Genomic DNA, 18,039 nt, shown 5'->3' on the forward strand with positions numbered 1-18,039 from the left:
TGCTCCCCCTAATTCACTAACTAGGGGAGCAATTCAATCCTGATTCTGTTTATGTTGGCTGGAATTAAGTACTGGCCAAACCTGCATAGCATTAAAAATAACTTGATTCAGCCTCTCAAGTTCAATTCCGTCACACGCTTGGATGGTAAAACCATCAATTACCGTGATATAAAAATCAACGATAGCTTCAATCGGTGCATCTGGTGCAACATCGCCATCAGCAATACCTTTGCGCATACGCTCTAGTAGAATCTCTTGATAGCTCTTACGTTTTTCTTGAACGTTTAATTGCACATCTTCGATTTGCTTCGCCCCATTCATTGCCGCAGTAATCAACATACAACCTGCGGGTTTGTTTGGCTGAATTAGCCTTTTGGCGCTTTCGTACATCAGTAATTCAATCGCAATTTTCGCCGTTTTAGCTTGCTTTACGATAGACAAAATAGGGCAAGCTTCATTCATCAAATAATAATCAATACATTGATTGAACAACGATGCTTTATCACCAAAAGCACAGTAAAGACTAGGTGCGGTGATACCTAGCTCATGAGTTAAATCGCTAATTGAGGTTGCAACATAGCCATTTCGCCAAAAAAGTAACATGGCTTTAGCTAATGCATCTTGTTGGTCAAAGCCTTTAGGCCGCCCGCGTTTTATTTGATTCATCTTCTCACTTTACTCGCAGTCAACTCACGATGCCATAACTATTTTATAGTGGTCACTACAAAAATAATTGACAGCGCCTAAATTTGCATAAAGAATAGCACTATAATTTTATAGCGGTCACTATAAAATTATTTTTTTGTAAATAACTCAATTTTCATGGAAAGCAAATGACAACAACTCATTTTTCTTCGCACAATGGTAACTGGCTTTCACTATTATCTGCAACTTTTGCTTGCTTCATTATTGTTACTGGTGAATTTTTAGCGATTAGCGTCCTGAATAATATCGCTTATGATTTCCAAATATCAACAGGTACTGCAGGACTTACCGTGACAGTCACATCTATCGCAGGCATGGTATCCTCCCTATTTGTTCCCATTTATGCAAAAAATATCGATAGACGCCAAGTATTACTTTTCTTAGTTGCTCTCATGATATTAGCCAACGCAATTACGGCTTTCGCTTCTAATTTTAGTTTAGTTTTATTAGGTCGTTTCGCATTAGGAATTGCATTAGGGGGTTTTTGGGGTGTTGCTGCTGGCTTAGTCGTACGTTTAGCACCTAAAAACATGTCAATTACCACATCCGTAACAATATTTTTTTCGGCAGTCACATTAGTTACCGTACTCGGCGTACCTCTAGGCGCTTGGCTATCTGATAACTATGGTTGGAGAACACCTTATATTGCATTAGTTATTGCGGGCGCTATCGCATTTTTAATGCAGTATTTTTCTTTACCATCATTAAAGCCGTCCTCGTCTATGCAATGGAAAGAGTTATTATTGATGCCCTCGCACCCTATTGCACGTAAAGGGTTAGTTATATTCACACTGATTTTTTTAGCACATTTCTCTGCCTATAATTATTTTACGGTATTCTTTAAACAAACCGCAGGCTTTATCGAAGGGCAAATTTCAGCATTATTACTCTTTTTTGGAGTGGCTAGCGTCGTTGGCAATATACTGGCAGGTTATGTCGGAAAACATAATGTTCGTTATAATTTTGCGATTAGTGCACTTTTATTGGCCTTAGCTTTTCTCGCATTATCTGTTTTAGATTTTAATTGGGCAACCAGTATCATATTTGTTTTTTCATGGGGAGTTGCTGCGGGTATGGTTCCTGCAACAATCAACATGTGGATGCACGTTCATGTTCCAGAATTAACCGAAAAAGGTTCAGCTTTGATTACCTTTATGTTTTTAATTTTAATTACTATTGGTAGCTTAGTGGGAGGATATGTCATGGATAATTTCAATGGCGGAGTTCTCATGATGAGCATGCTCATAATATCAACACTAGCGTTTTTATTAGTGTTTACCTTTGCTCGAGGGCTAACCAATTGCGCTCGATTTTGCCTCAAATGATGCGTTTATAAGACTGCATCACATAAACTGATTTAACTCTCAAATATCAAGAAGGGGTGACTGGAATTAACCAATCCCCCCTTCTTATTTACTTTGCTAATTTTTTTTGAAATGAATTAGTAACTCATTAAATTACAATGCACGTAAGATTGCATCAACGCTATCTTTCGCATCACCAAACAACATCTGCGTATTTTCTTTGAAGAATAATGGGTTTTGTACCCCAGCATAGCCAGTATTCATTGAACGTTTAAATACAATGACATTGCTTGCTTTCCAAACTTCAAGAACTGGCATACCTGCAATTGGGCTGTTTGGATCTTCTTGAGCCGCTGGGTTAACCGTATCGTTAGCACCAATAACAAGAACGGTATCGGTATCAGAGAAATCATCATTAATTTCATCCATTTCCAATACGATATCATAAGGTACTTTAGCTTCGGCTAATAATACGTTCATATGGCCAGGTAAACGCCCAGCTACAGGGTGAATACCAAAACGCACATTAATACCACGTTCACGTAGTTTAGTGGTGATATCCGCAACAGGGTATTGTGCTTGTGCAACCGCCATACCATAGCCTGGAGTGATAATTACCGATGTTGAATTTTTCAACATTTCAGCGACTTCTTCTGCCGTGCTTTCACGGTACTCACCCATTTCTTCTTCTGTGCCTGTTGAAGAGCCATCTGTACCGAAGCCTCCTGCAATAACACTGATAAACGAACGGTTCATCGCCTTACACATAATATAGGACAGAATCGCACCTGAAGAACCGACCAATGCCCCTGTGACGATCAACAAGTCATTGCTTAACATGAAACCTGCCGCTGCAGCAGCCCAACCTGAATAAGAATTCAGCATTGAAACAACCACAGGCATATCCGCTCCACCAATTGATGCCACTAAATGCCAGCCAAAAGCTAAAGCAATCGCAGTCATGATTAGCATCAAGAAGACTTGTAAGCCCACACTTTCTGTTTTAACGAAAATCACTAACAGAATGAATGAAACAACTAACGCCGCTAAATTCAGTTTATGGCGATTAGGTAACATCATCGGTTTTGATGACATTTTTCCTGATAATTTACCATAAGCGACCACTGAGCCAGTGAAGGTAACCGCACCAATGAAGATCCCTAAGAAAACTTCTGTTAAATGAATGTTTTCCATCACAACATCAGCGTGCCCTTCACTTGCGATAAAGCTGTTGAAACCAACCAGCACTGCTGCTAAACCGACAAAACTATGTAAAATAGCCACCAGCTCAGGCATTTCTGTCATTTCAACTTTTTTCGCTAAGCGAATACCAATCACTGCACCAATAACCATCGCAACGATCATCCAGCCCACATTAGCACTGTGAGGACCTAAAATCGTGGCTACCAATGCAATAGCCATCCCGATGATGCCGTAAGTATTCCCTCGTTGGGAGCTTTCATGACGGGATAGCCCAGCAAGGCTGAAAATAAATAGGATAGCAGCAACTATATAAGCTGCTGTCACAATTCCACTCGACAACATAAGTTACCCCTTACCCTTTACGAAACATTTTTAACATGCGTTGGGTTACAGTGAACCCACCAAAAATATTGATACTGGCGATCAATATGGCGATAAAGGATAAGAAGCTTACCCAGCCACCGCTTCCAATCTGGAGCAAGGCGCCCACGACGATGATCCCTGAAATAGCATTAGTGACTGACATTAACGGTGTATGCAATGCATGAGTGACATTCCACACCACGTAATAACCGACCACACAAGCTAATGCAAATACCGTAAAGTGCGATAAAAACTCTTTTGGCGCTGAATTAGCGAACCAACCAAACAAGATGATGGCTAATGCCATCAAGCCATATTTCAGCGTCGGTGACATCTTTTTCTCAGGCGCTTTAACTTTTTCAACCGATTGCGGTTTCGCCTGCGGTTGAGCAGATACCTGAATTGGGGGGGCAGGCCAGGTGATTTCACCTTGCTTAATCACTGTGACACCGCGAATAACCAGATCGTCAAAATCAATGTTGATTTCACCGTCTTTTTCTTTGCATAGCAGTTTCATCAAGTTAACAAGGTTTGTTCCATATAACTGTGATGATTGAGTTGGCAAACGGCTTGGTAAATCAGTGTAGCCAATGATTTTTACGCCATTGTCAGTCACAACCAACTTATCTGCTTGAGTTAATTCACAGTTTCCCCCAGTTTGCGCCGCTAAGTCGACAACCACACTCCCTGGTTTCATTGATTCAACCATTTCCTTGGTAATCAATTTAGGTGCGGGTTTACCTGGGATCAGTGCCGTAGTCACAATGATATCGACTTCTTTCGCCTGGGCAGCGAACAATTCCATCTCAGCTTTAATAAATGCTTCTGACATCACTTTGGCATAGCCATCGCCACTACCAGCCTCTTCTTTGAAATCTAGCTCAAGGAATTCAGCTCCCATACTCTGAACTTGCTCTTTCACCTCAGGGCGAGTGTCAAAAGCGCGAACAATAGCGCCTAAGCTACCTGCTGCACCAATTGCAGCAAGACCAGCAACCCCAGCACCGATGATCATGACTTTCGCTGGAGGCACTTTACCTGCTGCCGTAATTTGCCCCGTAAAAAAACGGCCAAATTCATGAGCAGCTTCAACAATTGCACGGTAGCCTGCAATGTTTGCCATTGAACTCAGCGCATCAAGTGACTGGGCACGTGAAATACGTGGCACGGCATCCATCGCCATCACGTTAATTTTCCGAGCTTTTAACGCTTCCATTAGCTCAGCATTTTGTGCCGGCCAAATGAAACTCACCAGTGTTGCCCCTTCTTTTAACAGAGGAATTTCATCATCCAGTGGCGCGTTGACTTTAAAAACGATATCCGCAGCAAATGCAGTATCACGATCAACGATTTCTGCCCCCGCTTGTTCGTATGCTACATCATCAAAACTGGCTAAATGACCCGCATTTTGTTCTACACAGACAGAAAAACCTAACTTAAGAAGTTGAGTCACTGTTGATGGTGTAGCTGCAACACGCGCTTCATTGGCAAGTCTTTCTCTTGGTATACCAATACGCATAATGTTCCCTTTTTAATGCCTAACGTAATGTTGTTAATAGAGTGTTTGCTAAAATAATGACTATCATCACAGAGAAAAGTCTTATTTTGTGCATAAACAGATTTTTAATGTTCTAATAACCTACTGAAAATAAGCTTCTTGATCCATAATTGATCTCGATTCTTAGACAGTAAATGGAATTCGCAGTGAAAATCTTAGTTTTAGGTCAATAAAATACTGGATACTTTAAAAAATCTGGTAAATTTAACTAGTCAATAATTATTTATTTCTCATAAAAAGAAAATCATGAGACAACGGGTTCCGTTACGTGTAATAATCACGTACATGTGATACAACTAAGATTCAGCATGTTTATAATAAATTGCGCAAGGCGGAAGGATTTTGTATGAAGCTGAAAACTACGGTCATCGCAGCCGCGGTGTTATCATTAACTAGTATAACTGCTACTCAGGCGGCTGTTGAATTGACTCCAAAACAGGCTACTGAATTAAAACCTTATGAGCGTATAACAGTTACCGGGCGCTTTAATGCTATTTATGAAGCATCCGATGCAGTCTCCCGTAGGGCTGATAAAATGGGGGCATATGCCTTTTACATTCAAAGCCTTGATGATGTAGGTGATAGCGGCAACATGCGTGTTGTTGCAGATGTCTACGCAAAAGATGCACCAGAAGTTGGTACACCGAAACGTCGTGTATTCGGTGGTGTTGAAGAAATGTCAAAAACTGACGCAACAGAATATGAGCCTTTTGATACTGTTACGGTAAGCGGTTTTTACCCTTCTCAACCAGACCTCTATGAGGCTATTGCTAAAAAAGCCCTTGAAAAAAATGCAGCCTCATTCTATGTGGTTCGTAATATCGCAATGAATGATGGTGGAAACACATTAGCAACGGCTTACATCTATAAGAAAGATGCCCCGAAACGACAAGTACTTAATGAAGACGCAGTGGTTCCTGCTGATTCAGAAGCTGGTCGAGCTCTATTAGCTGAAGGCGGTGAAGCAGCTAAAAAAGTACGTATCCCAGGTGTTGCATCTTCTGAAGAGCCAACAAGCGCAGTCGGTCGTTTCTTTGAAACCTCTAGCAGCCAGCCAGGTCGTACTAGTGTGACTCTGCCAAGTGGCTATGTTATTGAAGAAGTGAACAAAACAGCAGCAGCTCAAATGGTTCCATTTGACTCTATTACATTCTCAGGATATTACACCAATACGCCAGAAGTACGTTACCAAATAGCAAAACGTGCTGAAGCTAAAGGGGCTAAGTATTTCCATATTACAAGAGAATGGCAATCTAATGGTGGAAGTGTCACCATCAGTGCTGACTTGTTTAAATAACCCAGTATTACGTGATGTTAAAACCAGCCTACTCGGCTGGTTTTTTTGTTTTTATACTTTCTCTTTACGTTATTTATTTTCTTTGGCTCTATTCACTTCCATTCTTTTAAAAAAGTGCATAAAACATCTTTAAAAATGCATACATTGCCATTGCATATCTGTCATTTCGTTCGTAGAATCCACACCTATGAAAACATGTAGTCATTCTATCTGCTTTTTTAATGGCTACTAGTTAAACTAATTATTGCAATGGCATTTTAACGTCATTTTAACTTTTGATTTCTGAACGTTCAGGATTTACTTTGAAAAATACTTTGAGTCTTACCGCACTAACAGCGCTAGTTCTTAGCTCAATGGTTGGCGCCGGTGTTTTTAGTCTCCCTCAAAATATGGCGGAAGTTGCCAGCCCACTCGCATTAATAATTGGTTGGTCAATTACAGGTGTGGGTATCCTCTTTTTAGCATTTGCCCTATTGTTACTTTCCCGCATACGTCCTGACCTTGACGGTGGAATATTTACTTACGCAAAAGTCGGCTTCGGGGAATTAATTGGTTTTTGTTCAGCCTGGGGGTATTGGCTATGTGCGGTAGTTGCCAATGTGTCTTATCTCGTTATCGTATTCGCAGCAATCAGTTTTTTTACGGATACGCCTGATAACATTGTTTTTGGTGATGGGAATACATGGCAAGCTCTAATCGGAGAGTCCATACTTCTCTGGTTTGTTCATTATTTAGTTCTTCGAGGGGTACAGACAGCCGCTGGGATTAATAAACTTGCTACAATGGCAAAATTGGTTCCTCTTGGCTTATTTATTGTATTGGCTTTTTTTGCGTTTAAACTTGATATTTTCAATGCAGATTTTAGTGGTATCGAATTTGGTGTTCCGGTTTGGGAACAAGTTAAAGATACCATGCTGATTACACTCTGGGTATTTATTGGTATCGAAGGTGCTGTTGTCGTTTCTGCTAGAGCTAAAAATCGCCGTGATGTTGGCTTAGCAACAATTTTTGCAGTAAGTTCTGCATTAATTATCTACATTCTTGTTACCTTACTTTCCCTAGGTATCATGCCTAGAGCTGAACTCGCAGAAATAAAAAACCCATCCATGGCTCCGCTCATGGTAAATTTAATTGGTTCGAGTGGTGATATTATTATTGCGGCAGGCCTAATTATTTCCGTTTGTGGGGCTTATCTAAGCTGGACTATTATGGCTGCGGAAGTACCTTATATCGCAGCCCAATATCAATCATTCCCTAAAATATTCAACAAATTAAATAAAAATGATGCACCATCATCTTCTTTATGGCTCACCAATGGTGCAGTACAACTATCTTTGGTTCTTATTTGGCTTAGTGGGAGTAATTACAACACATTGCTTACCATCGCCTCTGAAATGATTTTAGTCCCTTATTTCCTTGTTGGCGCATTTTTAGTAAAAGTGGCTTTTGAACGTCATAATAAAGCATTACTTGCCGTTGGAGCTATTGCCAGCCTTTATGGTTTATGGCTGCTTTATGCATCAGGGTTAATTAATTTGCTATTATCTGTCGTTTTGTATGCTCCAGGTATTTTGGTCTTTTTCTATGCTCGTCAGCAGCAAACCAACCAAATGCCATTAAAAGCGATTGAAAAAATTATGGCATATGCCATTGCGATAGCCGCTATTCCTGCGCTCTATTATTTGGTTGCCTAGTCTTATATAAAGGGCTTAATTTTTATGAGTAAATTTAAGCCCTAATCTGCTGCAAAATCCTAGTCCCTGGTCGCTTAATAGCCCAATAATTTTCTATTACCCCCACCTCTTTCACTATTTTTCGCTCTCTTATTTTAGTGAAAATGACTGTTGTACGAACTCGAAAGTTTATATTTTTAATTTCCTTTAGTATGTTGTAACTAAATAAGCCAAGATTAACTAAAATAAAAAACGCTTCACATAAACAATATGTGAAGCGCCAATGAGTAAAAAATAATAGTTCTTACAGCTGTTGTGATAAGTGTTCCATCAACTGCATAATGCGTTTATCCGAAATTGGGTATGGTGTTCCAAGCTGTTGGGCAAACAAGCTAACTCGCAATTCTTCAATCATCCAACGAATTTCTTGAACTTCTGGCATATTTCTCTGAATTGGAGATAATTTAGCTAGCCATTGTTGCCACATATTCTGAACATGCTCTACCTTACTCATTTGAGCACGATCTCGGTTAGGGTCAATCGCTAATTTTTCTAATCTCCGCTCTATTCCATTTAAATAACGAAGAATATCAGGTAAGCGCTTCCAACCATGAGTGGTCACAAAGCCTTTAAATACCAAATTCGACATTTGTGTTTTTATATCCGATAACGCTATCGCCATCGAAAAATCAACCCGCCCTTTTAGACGTTTATTGATAGCAAACACCGCTGTTAATATTTGTTCAACTTGCTTAGCAATATTAACAACCACATCATTTAATTCTGCACGTGCAAACTCTTTCAGTTTTTCAAACTGCACTTCATCCCATACCGCACCACCAAAATCAGCAATTATTTGGTCGACGCCGCAAGCAATACAGTCATCAATTAACTCTAATACCTTACCATAAGGGTTAAAATACAGACCTAATTTTGATTTATTTGGTAATTTTTCATGTAGATATTTAATTGGCGATGGAATGTTTAACAGCAATAACCGACGCACTCCGGCCCACATTGCTTGCTGTTGTTCCAATTCGGTTTCAAATACCTTGATACCAACGCTATTTTTCTCATCGACTAACGCAGGATAAGCTTTAACGGAATATCCGCCTCTTTTTTGCTCATAACGTTGAGGTAATTCGCCAAAACTCCAAATATGTAACCCGTGTTGCTCAATACCGTCATCCACAACTTCAGATAACGTTTCTTGCACTTTTTCTTTTAAGCTATTTTTTAGCTCATCAAGATTTTGCCCTTCCGCAACGGTTTTATTTTTGTCACCCACAACACGATACGTCATTTTTAAATGGGCTGGAAGCTGCGCTAATTGCCATGATTCACGTTCAACAGTGACACCTGTCATACGGCGTAATTCACGTTCAAGTTTATCCAATACGCTGCCTTCAGGCTCTGGCACTCGTTCTAAAAATGCAGAAGCATAATTAGGTGCAGGGACAAAATTTCGTCTAATAGGTTTAGGTAGTGATTTAATTAAAGCAACGATTAGCTCATGACGCAGCCCAGGAACTTGCCAATCAAAGCCAATATTCTGAACCTGATTTAATACAGCAAGAGGTATATGTACCGTCACACCATCAGCATCAGTTCCAGGTTCAAATTGGTAACTCAACCGAAATTTTAAATCTCCTTGATGCCAATAGTTAGGGTAATCAAGTGCCGAAACATTGCTGGCATCCTCTTTAATCAGCATACTTTTTTCAAAGCTTAACAGGTCAGATTGTTGCTTAGATGCTGTTTTCCACCAATTATCAAAATGACGGGAAGAAATCACATCATTCGGGATACGTTGGTCATAAAATGCAAATAATGTTTCATCATCAACTAAAATGTCACGTCGACGTGATTTATGCTCCAAATCCTCTACTTCTGATAATAATTTCAGATTTTCTTTAAAGAATGCGTGGCGAGTGACCCAATCCCCTTCAACCAAAGCGTGACGAATGAATAACTCACGGCATAGTAATGGGTCAATATTCCCATAGTTAACCTGCCTTGACGCAACAATAGGTAGCCCATATAGAGTCACTTTTTCGGATGCCATTACCGCGCCTTCAGATTTTGACCAATGAGGCTCACTATAACTATGTTTAGTTAAATGTTCAGCTAAGGGTTCAACCCACTCAACATCGATGGATGCGGCAATTCTTCCCCATAATTTCGATGTTTCAACAAGTTCCGCAACCATTGTCCATTTTGGTGGTTTTTTAAACACCCCCGAACCTGGGAAAATAGTAAAACGTGCATTCCTAGCCCCAGTGAATTCGTGTTTATCGGCATCTTTTTGACCAATATGTGAAAGTAACCCAGCCAATAGCGAAACGTGAATACTTCGAAAATCAGCCTCAGAACTATTAATTGCAAAACCTTGCTCTTTTACCACTTGCCTCAGCTGAGTATATAAATCTTGCCACTCTCGAATACGTAAATAATTGAGAAAATCTTGGCGGCACATTTTTCTAAATTGGGCGTTAGAAAGCTGCGTTTGTTGTTCTTTTAAGTAATCCCAAAGATTTAAAAAGGCTAAGAAATCTGATTGCTTATCATGGAAACGGCGATGTTTTTCATCAGCAGCTTGCTGTTTATCTAACGGTCTCTCCCGCGGATCTTGAATTGATAATGCAGAAACAATCACCATTGTCTCACGTACTGCACCATGTTTACGTGCTTCAATCACCATCCGAGCAAGTCTTGGGTCAACAGGAAGCTGAGCTAGCTGCCGACCTGTATCTGTCAATTGATAGCCTTTATCTGCCTGTTTGTGGGACTTAATTGCACCTAGCTCTTCCAGTAATTTCACACCATCTTGGATATTACGTTTATCTGGAGCCTCTACAAATGGAAATGCAGAAATATCACCAAGACCAATAGAAGTCATTTGTAATATAACTGATGCTAAATTCGTCCGTAAAATTTCAGGGTCTGTAAACTCTGGGCGTGATAGAAAGTCATCTTCTGAATATAAACGAATACAAATCCCATCGGAAACACGGCCACAGCGCCCTTTACGTTGATTAGCGGAAGCCTGAGAGATAGCTTCAACAGGGAGACGCTGTACTTTTGTACGGTAACTATAACGACTAATACGTGCATAACCGGTATCAATGACATATTTGATACCAGGTACAGTTAATGATGTTTCTGCTACGTTTGTTGCAAGAATGATCCGACGTCCTCCATGAGGATGAAAGATGCGATTTTGCTCACTATTAGAAAGCCTTGCGAATAATGGTAAGATTTCAGTATGACGTAAAGAAAGTTTTGATAACGCATCTGCGGTATCACGAATTTCCCGCTCACCACTCATAAAAATCAATATATCGCCATTACCTTCAACAGATAGCTCATTTACTGCATCTATAATCCCATCTATTTGGTCACGGTCGCTATCGTTCTGATCTCCCATAATAGGACGATAACGGACTTCAACCGGATAGGTACGGCCAGACACTTCAACAATCGGAGCATGATTAAAGTGTTTCGAAAAACGTTCTGGGTCAATAGTTGCTGATGTAATAATAACTTTTAAATCAGGGCGTCTTGGTAATAATTGACGTAAATAACCTAAAATAAAGTCGATATTGAGGCTTCTTTCGTGAGCTTCATCGATGATAATAGTGTCATACTGCAACAGCAATTTGTCATTTTGTAGCTCCGCAAGCAAGATACCATCAGTCATCAATTTGACTTGAGTTGTTTCACTCACTTGGTCACTAAATCGCACTTTATAGCCAACATTTGAACCTAATTCACATTCAAGTTCTTGAGCAAGACGTGTCGCGACTGAGCGTGCGGCTAAACGTCTTGGCTGAGTGTGGCCTATAAATCCTAGGACCCCTCTGCCAAGTTCTAGACAAATTTTTGGAATTTGGGTGGTCTTTCCAGAGCCCGTTTCACCTGCAACAATAACTACTTGATGCTTTTTAATGGCATCTAAAATAACCTCTTTTTTCTGGCTGACGGGTAAATTATCCGGATACACAATTTTAGGCACATTTAATCGTTTAATTTCAACTTTTTGTTTGGCCTTTTCAATATCTATTTTAATAGCGTCAAGTACCGCAGAGCGCGATTTTTCGTTCTGGATCTTTGCAATACCTTGCACTCTTTTCTTTAGTAACCATTGGTCACGTAATGAAGTTTGTCCAATATCAGCGGTTAATGCTGTCAGAATGGATTTCACCTGTTAAATCCTTATCTTTAATAAATTTCAATACACGCTAGCCAATCCACTTCGCAATTTGTAAGGGCTAAATTTCGTTTTTATTTTTAATTGTTATTATCACATAAAAATACCATCAATTTTTTTGAAGAAGGCTATCTAATTTTTTTCCTATCAATCAGTTACACCTTACGTATCATTACCAATAAAGTTTTACCTAAAAATAGAGGAACACATGAGTAAAGTATTACTATTGAAATCAAGTATTCTGGCTGACTATTCACAAAGCAATAAAATGGCAGATTACTTTATTCAACAATGGCAGGAAAAACACTCAGCAGATACAGTAACTGTACGAGATTTAGTCAAAGAGCCAATTCCAGCGATTGACGGTGAAATTTTAGCAGCTTTTAGCCCGAGTGACACGAAAACAGAACAACAACAAGCACATTTGGACCTGTCAAATACGTTGATTGATGAAATTAAAGCTCACGATGTGATTGTTATTGCAGCTCCAATGTATAACTTTACGATTTCTTCTCATTTAAAACATTACTTCGACTTTATCGCTCGCTCAGGGCACACGTTTAAATATACAGAACAAGGTTCTGTTGGCTTATTAAAAGACAAGCGTGCCTATGTATTAACGAGTCGAGGTGGTATCTATAAAGGTACACCAACAGATACCATGGTGCCTTATTTAACATTATTTTTAGATTTCATTGGCATTACAGACGTTGAGTTCGTTTTTGCTGAAGGAACATCGTTAGGCCAAGAGTCCGTTGAACGAGCACATCAACAAGCACAAAACCATATAAATACTATTATCGCTTAAGATATAGTCTTTTTAAGTCATATATTATTAAAACCCAAAGCTACCATTGTTATATTTTGCGCACTTTCTGAGTGCGCTTTTTATTTCTTTTGTAACCATTGGCCATTAATGCCACGCACAAACTCCCCAGGACTTGCCCGTTCTACGAGTTTTTGCCCTGCTATCCTAGCGACCTCATTTGTTTTTAGGTTATTTTTTGCAGCAATTTCGCTGTATCTTTTTTCTCGTTCTTGGTTAATTTGTGCTGCTAGCTTAGTTGCCTCCTGGTTACTCGTATTAATCGGAGCTAAATAGCCCGACAGTGTTTCCCCTAATAGGCCTGTTTCTTTGGCTTCATCAACCGTAATTGCTATCGTCTGAAAAGCAGTCAATAATGAACATAGTGCTAGTACCTTGATAATTCGACTCATTTAGGATTTACCTCACCGAACAAATCACTATTTTCTTTCAATAATTCTTCTACTTGCCTATCCGCTTTTATTTGGATTTCATGTTCAATTTTTACATTCATATTAATATTGATGGGCTTATCCGGTGTTGCGACCTCAACTCGCAAGCAAGCTGATAACAACAATGCGATCGATATAGCTGTAGTGAATTTTAATATTTTCACGTTCATTCTTATGCTCATTATAAATTTTTTTCCAACCACTCTTCTAAAGAGCTACCAAATCGTAAACTACGCCATAATTGAAAGATATTTTCTTCATGTTGATAATGCAAATGAACTTCACGTTTTTTCTTTTCTTGCGTGTTATACCCTTCAAGGATTGTTGTCATCTTTAACATCCCTAAATTTGTAACATTAACATCTGTACGGCTGCGTTTTATTTCCAAATATTGTAACCACCCCATTGCGGAACCTGCAGATATATTATCTTCTCGGATAGAATCAACAAATTGGGGATCTAATCGTAATGTTAATGGCCCACTATTTTCTAACCATCCATCTTTAACTATCCATTCTGGGTTATTTAAATAAAAAGGTAATTCACCATTAACTTTACCGGAAACAGCAAATTGCGACACTCTTAGTATGGTAAATAACTGGCTAAGTTCAATCTGCCTTAATTTTATCGTAGCGGCTTGAGTTTGTGGCCAACGCAGTAAATCCATCGATATTTCACCCCCTAATGTTTTAAAGCCTACATTAGTCAGTTTTAATGGCGAATTTTCCGTTGGCGGATAAGAACCAGAGAGATCTGCTTTAATATCAGTTAATTCGAATAAATTATTGAGCTGCTTAATACGCAACTCAACAGGTACTTTAGCGCCCAAAGTCCAAGTACTTTGTTTTAAACGCCACGGTAAAACAAAATCTAATCCTGATAATTCGCCATCTTTTAACCAAAGACTAGTATTCTCTACGCGCCAGTGTCCTCCTGCAATAAAACCATCTTCCGGCGTTATTGAAAAAGCGGCTTGAGAAAATAATTTTCCTTGTTTTAATTCAATACCAAGGTCAGCAGGAATTAACGTTTGAAAAGCCGTGACCGACTGTTCAGGCCAACGAGCTTCCCCTCTTAATCTTTCACCGTCCCAGCGCCCAAAAATGACTATTGGCCCTACATCTTTAGTACTTAAATCGCCTTTAAGTTGAAATTCAGCAGGAGATTTTCCACTAAGATCTGCGTTTAATGTGATCCTTGGCAGATAACTTTCAGTACCGAATTGCATCCGTTCACTGGTAAGCTGTAATTTTCCATTAAAATTGGCTTTATTCTGATCACGCTGCCAAACCAATGGCTTACTTAGCTGTAAGCGTGGAGCTCTCATCGATAAGAGCCCATATTGTATTTGGTCAAACCCTGTATTTAAGCTATTTAATGTGATTAAAGTGTCCTGCCAACTCCCATTACCCTTAATATCCCAATTAGCTGATAATGAAGGCAAATTGGCATTTCCCCAATAATTCCAAAACCATTTTCCCTTATCTAAAGCAAACTTATTGGCTTTACCATCCAAATGAATGTCGAAATCTCCCCAGTACTGTTCTTTAACCTTAAGGATAGCTTGTAAACGCCCTGAAATACCATCTTCACTTAATGATGTTCCCGCGAGTGGTAATCTAACTTCATTCAGAACAAGTGTTTCAGAAAGGCGGCCATAAGCTCTTAATAATGAACTGGATAAAAAAGAAATTTTTGGGGCTGCTAGCTGACCTGAAAGCTTAGCGGGTAAATTAATATCCAGCACCATGTCATCATATTTAACTTGGCCATTTAAACTAAAATTAATATTCGTATCGAGTAAGTCTATTTGAGTGGCTGGCAGTGTTAAAACAATATTAGCTTTACCTTTCTTCGCTTGTGTAAGCATATTGACACGCCCTGAGAAAACCATTTCACTTAACGTTTTATCCCAGTTATCGACTTGAAAATTAACTCCCCCCTGCAAAGGAATATCTGCTTCTTTCCATTGCCATTTTCCTTGAGATATCTGTATGTTAGATGGTGTTAGCGCCCATGGTAGATAAAGTAATTCTTCTTGTGTTTCTGTATCCTTGACCGTTAATACCCCTTGGCCATTCACCCAACCAAATTCAGCCAGTAAAAATTTTTCTGGGTTGATTAACTTAAAGTAAGCATTCAATTCCCCCTTTTCGGGAAATTGATTAGCCATTAATGGCAATTGAACATCACCAAATAACTCTATTGTTTGCTTTTGTTCTGGTAGGTACGCAGAGAAATCTTTAATAACCAATTGATGCTCAGCCGTAATTAAAGATGATAATCTTAAATTATCCCCTCTAAAATCAAACTGTAGAGAGTTAACCTGATTTTTACGCAACCAGATACTACCTTGGTAATCACTCCATGGTTGTATATTGGTATTATTTATAACTAATGAAAAAACAGGGAGATTATCGATAAACTCTGCAATATTAATCGGTTCATTAACTGTTTCATTAGTTGGCTCAAGAGCACTTAAACATTCAGTTTTAACATCAAGACCATCCACAATAGCATGCAAGGGAAAGACAGAAAACCTTGTGCTATTCAATTGAACCAAAGTGCAATTGTTTGCTGTTATACTGATACTTGCTATATCCAATTGACCATAACTAATTCTTGGTTCTGAAAATGAAAGTTTAAGTGGCTTAGGAAGATAGTGCGATGCGACAACTGGCACCCAGTGGGATATCGTTATCCATAAGAGTATTAAGAGAGCAGCGCTTCCACCCAAAAAGTAGAGTAATGTTCTGAATGCTCTTTTTATTAACTGCATTACTGCGTCCCTTGTTCGAATTGTTCTATAGCGCACGTGATAATTTTCAGCAAAATTTTCTTATTAAACGTGATACTAACAAAGATAAACCACATTCAATCGTAAACAGATACCTATTTTCTTAATTTATAGGTGATTTACAAACTTAATTGCCTTATTCTGAGTTTATATTTTGTAGGTACACCTTTTTACCTACTCTTTTCTAATTGGTTCCTAAAAATTGGAGTCTTTATGATGAAAATTGTTTCTTATAGTACCAAACAGTATGACCGCAAGCACATGGAACAAGTTAATCAAAATTCTGGATTTAATTTTAGTATTGAATATTTTGATTTTCCATTGACGGTTCAGACCGCTAAAAATGCGGTTGGTGCCGATGCCATCTGTATTTTCGTTAACGATGAAGCTAATCGCGCTGTTTTGGAAGAGCTTGCCGCACTAAATATTCGAATTTTAGCTTTACGTTGTGCTGGCTTTAACAACGTTGATTTACAAGCAGCTAAAGAATTAGGTATTCAGGTTGTCCGCGTGCCCGCTTATTCTCCTGAAGCTGTCGCCGAACATGCTGTTGGTATGATGCTATGTCTTAATCGCAGGATCCACCGTGCGTACCAGCGTACTCGAGATGCAAATTTCTCTCTCGAGGGATTAACAGGCTTTAATATGCATAACCGCACTGCGGGTATTATCGGCACAGGAAAAATTGGTCAAGCAACACTACGTATTTTAAAGGGATTCGGAATGCGTTTACTCGCACATGACCCCTACCCGAACCAAGCTGTTTTAGATTTGGGTGCTGAATATGTTGACTTAGATACTTTATATGAGCAATCAGATATTATTTCTCTTCATTGTCCATTAACACCAGAAAATCATCACTTACTCGATGAAGACGCCTTTAAGAAGATGAAAAATGGCGTCATGATCATCAATACAAGCCGAGGCGCATTAGTCGATTCTGTTGCGGCAATTAATGCACTAAAATCGCAGAAAATTGGCGCTTTAGGTATGGATGTATATGAAAACGAACGCGATTTATTTTTCGAAGATAAATCTAATGATGTCATACAAGATGATGTTTTTCGTCGACTTTCCTCTTGCCACAACGTATTGTTTACAGGGCATCAAGCTTTTTTAACGGAGGAAGCATTAACAAGCATCAGTCAAACTACGCTTAATAATATCCGTCAAATAAGTTGTGGGGAAATTTGCCCTAATGTTGTTGACGCATAGTTGGGTCTGGAACTATGAAACGCCTAATTCCACTTACAATTTTGGGTTTATTGCTAGCTGCTTGCCAAACTCATCAAGTCAATGCGAAAAATGATGACCAAGCACTTGAAAATAAATTAATGCATCATCGTTTTATTCTCACTGAAGTGAATGGTAAGGCCATTAACAGTAAGCAAACAGCTCCTTCCCTTTCTTTTGGCGAGAAAATGTTTGTTTCTGCATCAATGTGTAATGATTTTAACGGGTTTGGCGATATCAAAAACACAAAAATTACTGTAAAAAACTTAACTAGAACGGAACTCGAATGTGTTGATGAAGATTTATCTAAATGGGATTCAATGATAAACCGAGTACTGTCTGATGGTGCTGTTATTTCTTTAAAAAACAATCAGCTAATATTAATTCAGGGTCATTACAAATTAGTTTATACACTACGTGACTACGTCCATTAATGGAT

General features: G+C 39.0%; 13 protein-coding genes. 6 read left to right on the forward strand and 7 right to left on the reverse strand.

What is annotated here, in order from left to right; genetic code table 11:
• Positions 1-33 precede the first annotated feature (33 nt).
• Positions 34-666: a TetR/AcrR family transcriptional regulator gene (locus PR725_RS07495; RefSeq protein ID WP_109912182.1), complete on the reverse strand. Its 633-nt coding sequence runs from the start codon at positions 664-666 to the stop codon at positions 34-36.
• Positions 667-833: 167 nt separating this feature from the next.
• Here PR725_RS07495 and PR725_RS07500 point away from each other — a divergent pair, with 167 nt between their 5' ends.
• The gene (locus PR725_RS07500; protein WP_004910773.1) at positions 834-2,030 is read left to right on the forward strand and encodes an MFS transporter; all 1,197 of its coding nucleotides are present in this window, start codon (positions 834-836) and stop codon (positions 2,028-2,030) included.
• Between the two features lie 132 nt (positions 2,031-2,162).
• Here the strand turns inward: PR725_RS07500 and pntB are convergent, their stop codons facing one another.
• Positions 2,163-3,551 (reverse strand): Re/Si-specific NAD(P)(+) transhydrogenase subunit beta, encoded by a 1,389-nt coding sequence (gene pntB / locus PR725_RS07505; RefSeq protein WP_004910772.1) that lies wholly within the window; start codon positions 3,549-3,551, stop codon positions 2,163-2,165.
• A 13-nt stretch (positions 3,552-3,564) separates the two neighbouring features.
• Positions 3,565-5,094 (reverse strand): Re/Si-specific NAD(P)(+) transhydrogenase subunit alpha, encoded by a 1,530-nt coding sequence (gene pntA, locus PR725_RS07510; protein WP_110731915.1) that lies wholly within the window; start codon positions 5,092-5,094, stop codon positions 3,565-3,567.
• 385 nt (positions 5,095-5,479) lie between these two features.
• On the opposite strand from pntA, the gene ydgH reads away from it, so the two are divergent.
• Both ydgH and PR725_RS07520 read left to right on the forward strand, forming a co-directional pair.
• On the forward strand, positions 5,480-6,430 hold the full coding sequence (gene ydgH / locus PR725_RS07515) for a DUF1471 family protein YdgH (protein WP_109912180.1): 951 nt from the start codon (positions 5,480-5,482) through the stop codon (positions 6,428-6,430).
• 353 nt (positions 6,431-6,783) lie between these two features.
• On the forward strand, positions 6,784-8,124 hold the full coding sequence (locus tag PR725_RS07520) for a basic amino acid/polyamine antiporter (RefSeq protein WP_371021248.1): 1,341 nt from the start codon (positions 6,784-6,786) through the stop codon (positions 8,122-8,124).
• 283 nt (positions 8,125-8,407) lie between these two features.
• On the opposite strand, the gene hrpA is transcribed toward PR725_RS07520, so the two are convergent.
• Complete coding sequence (hrpA, locus tag PR725_RS07525; protein WP_272568358.1) at positions 8,408-12,307, reverse strand: ATP-dependent RNA helicase HrpA; 3,900 nt, start codon at positions 12,305-12,307, stop codon at positions 8,408-8,410.
• Between the two features lie 214 nt (positions 12,308-12,521).
• On the opposite strand from hrpA, the gene PR725_RS07530 reads away from it, so the two are divergent.
• On the forward strand, positions 12,522-13,121 hold the full coding sequence (locus tag PR725_RS07530; protein WP_004910760.1) for an FMN-dependent NADH-azoreductase: 600 nt from the start codon (positions 12,522-12,524) through the stop codon (positions 13,119-13,121).
• An 80-nt stretch (positions 13,122-13,201) separates the two neighbouring features.
• On the opposite strand, the gene PR725_RS07535 is transcribed toward PR725_RS07530, so the two are convergent.
• The 3 genes from PR725_RS07535 to PR725_RS07545 are packed head-to-tail and all read right to left on the reverse strand — an operon-like array spanning position 13,202 to position 16,349.
• A complete protein-coding gene (locus PR725_RS07535) occupies positions 13,202-13,531 on the reverse strand; it encodes a YdbL family protein (protein ID WP_004910759.1) in 330 nt (109 codons plus the stop codon).
• On the reverse strand, positions 13,528-13,740 hold the full coding sequence (locus tag PR725_RS07540) for a YnbE family lipoprotein (protein WP_102140371.1): 213 nt from the start codon (positions 13,738-13,740) through the stop codon (positions 13,528-13,530). Before PR725_RS07540 ends, PR725_RS07535 begins: the two co-directional genes overlap by 4 nt.
• Before the next feature lie 11 nt (positions 13,741-13,751).
• Positions 13,752-16,349: a YdbH family protein gene (locus PR725_RS07545; RefSeq protein WP_272519743.1), complete on the reverse strand. Its 2,598-nt coding sequence runs from the start codon at positions 16,347-16,349 to the stop codon at positions 13,752-13,754.
• A 234-nt stretch (positions 16,350-16,583) separates the two neighbouring features.
• Here PR725_RS07545 and PR725_RS07550 point away from each other — a divergent pair, with 234 nt between their 5' ends.
• A complete protein-coding gene (locus PR725_RS07550; protein WP_109912280.1) occupies positions 16,584-17,582 on the forward strand; it encodes a 2-hydroxyacid dehydrogenase in 999 nt (332 codons plus the stop codon).
• 14 nt (positions 17,583-17,596) lie between these two features.
• The gene (locus PR725_RS07555; RefSeq protein ID WP_109912177.1) at positions 17,597-18,034 is read left to right on the forward strand and encodes an META domain-containing protein; all 438 of its coding nucleotides are present in this window, start codon (positions 17,597-17,599) and stop codon (positions 18,032-18,034) included.
• Positions 18,035-18,039: the final 5 nt, after the last annotated feature.

The sequence above is a fragment of the Providencia sp. PROV255 genome, assembly GCF_028478065.1.
Taxonomy (GTDB): domain Bacteria; phylum Pseudomonadota; class Gammaproteobacteria; order Enterobacterales; family Enterobacteriaceae; genus Providencia; species Providencia rettgeri.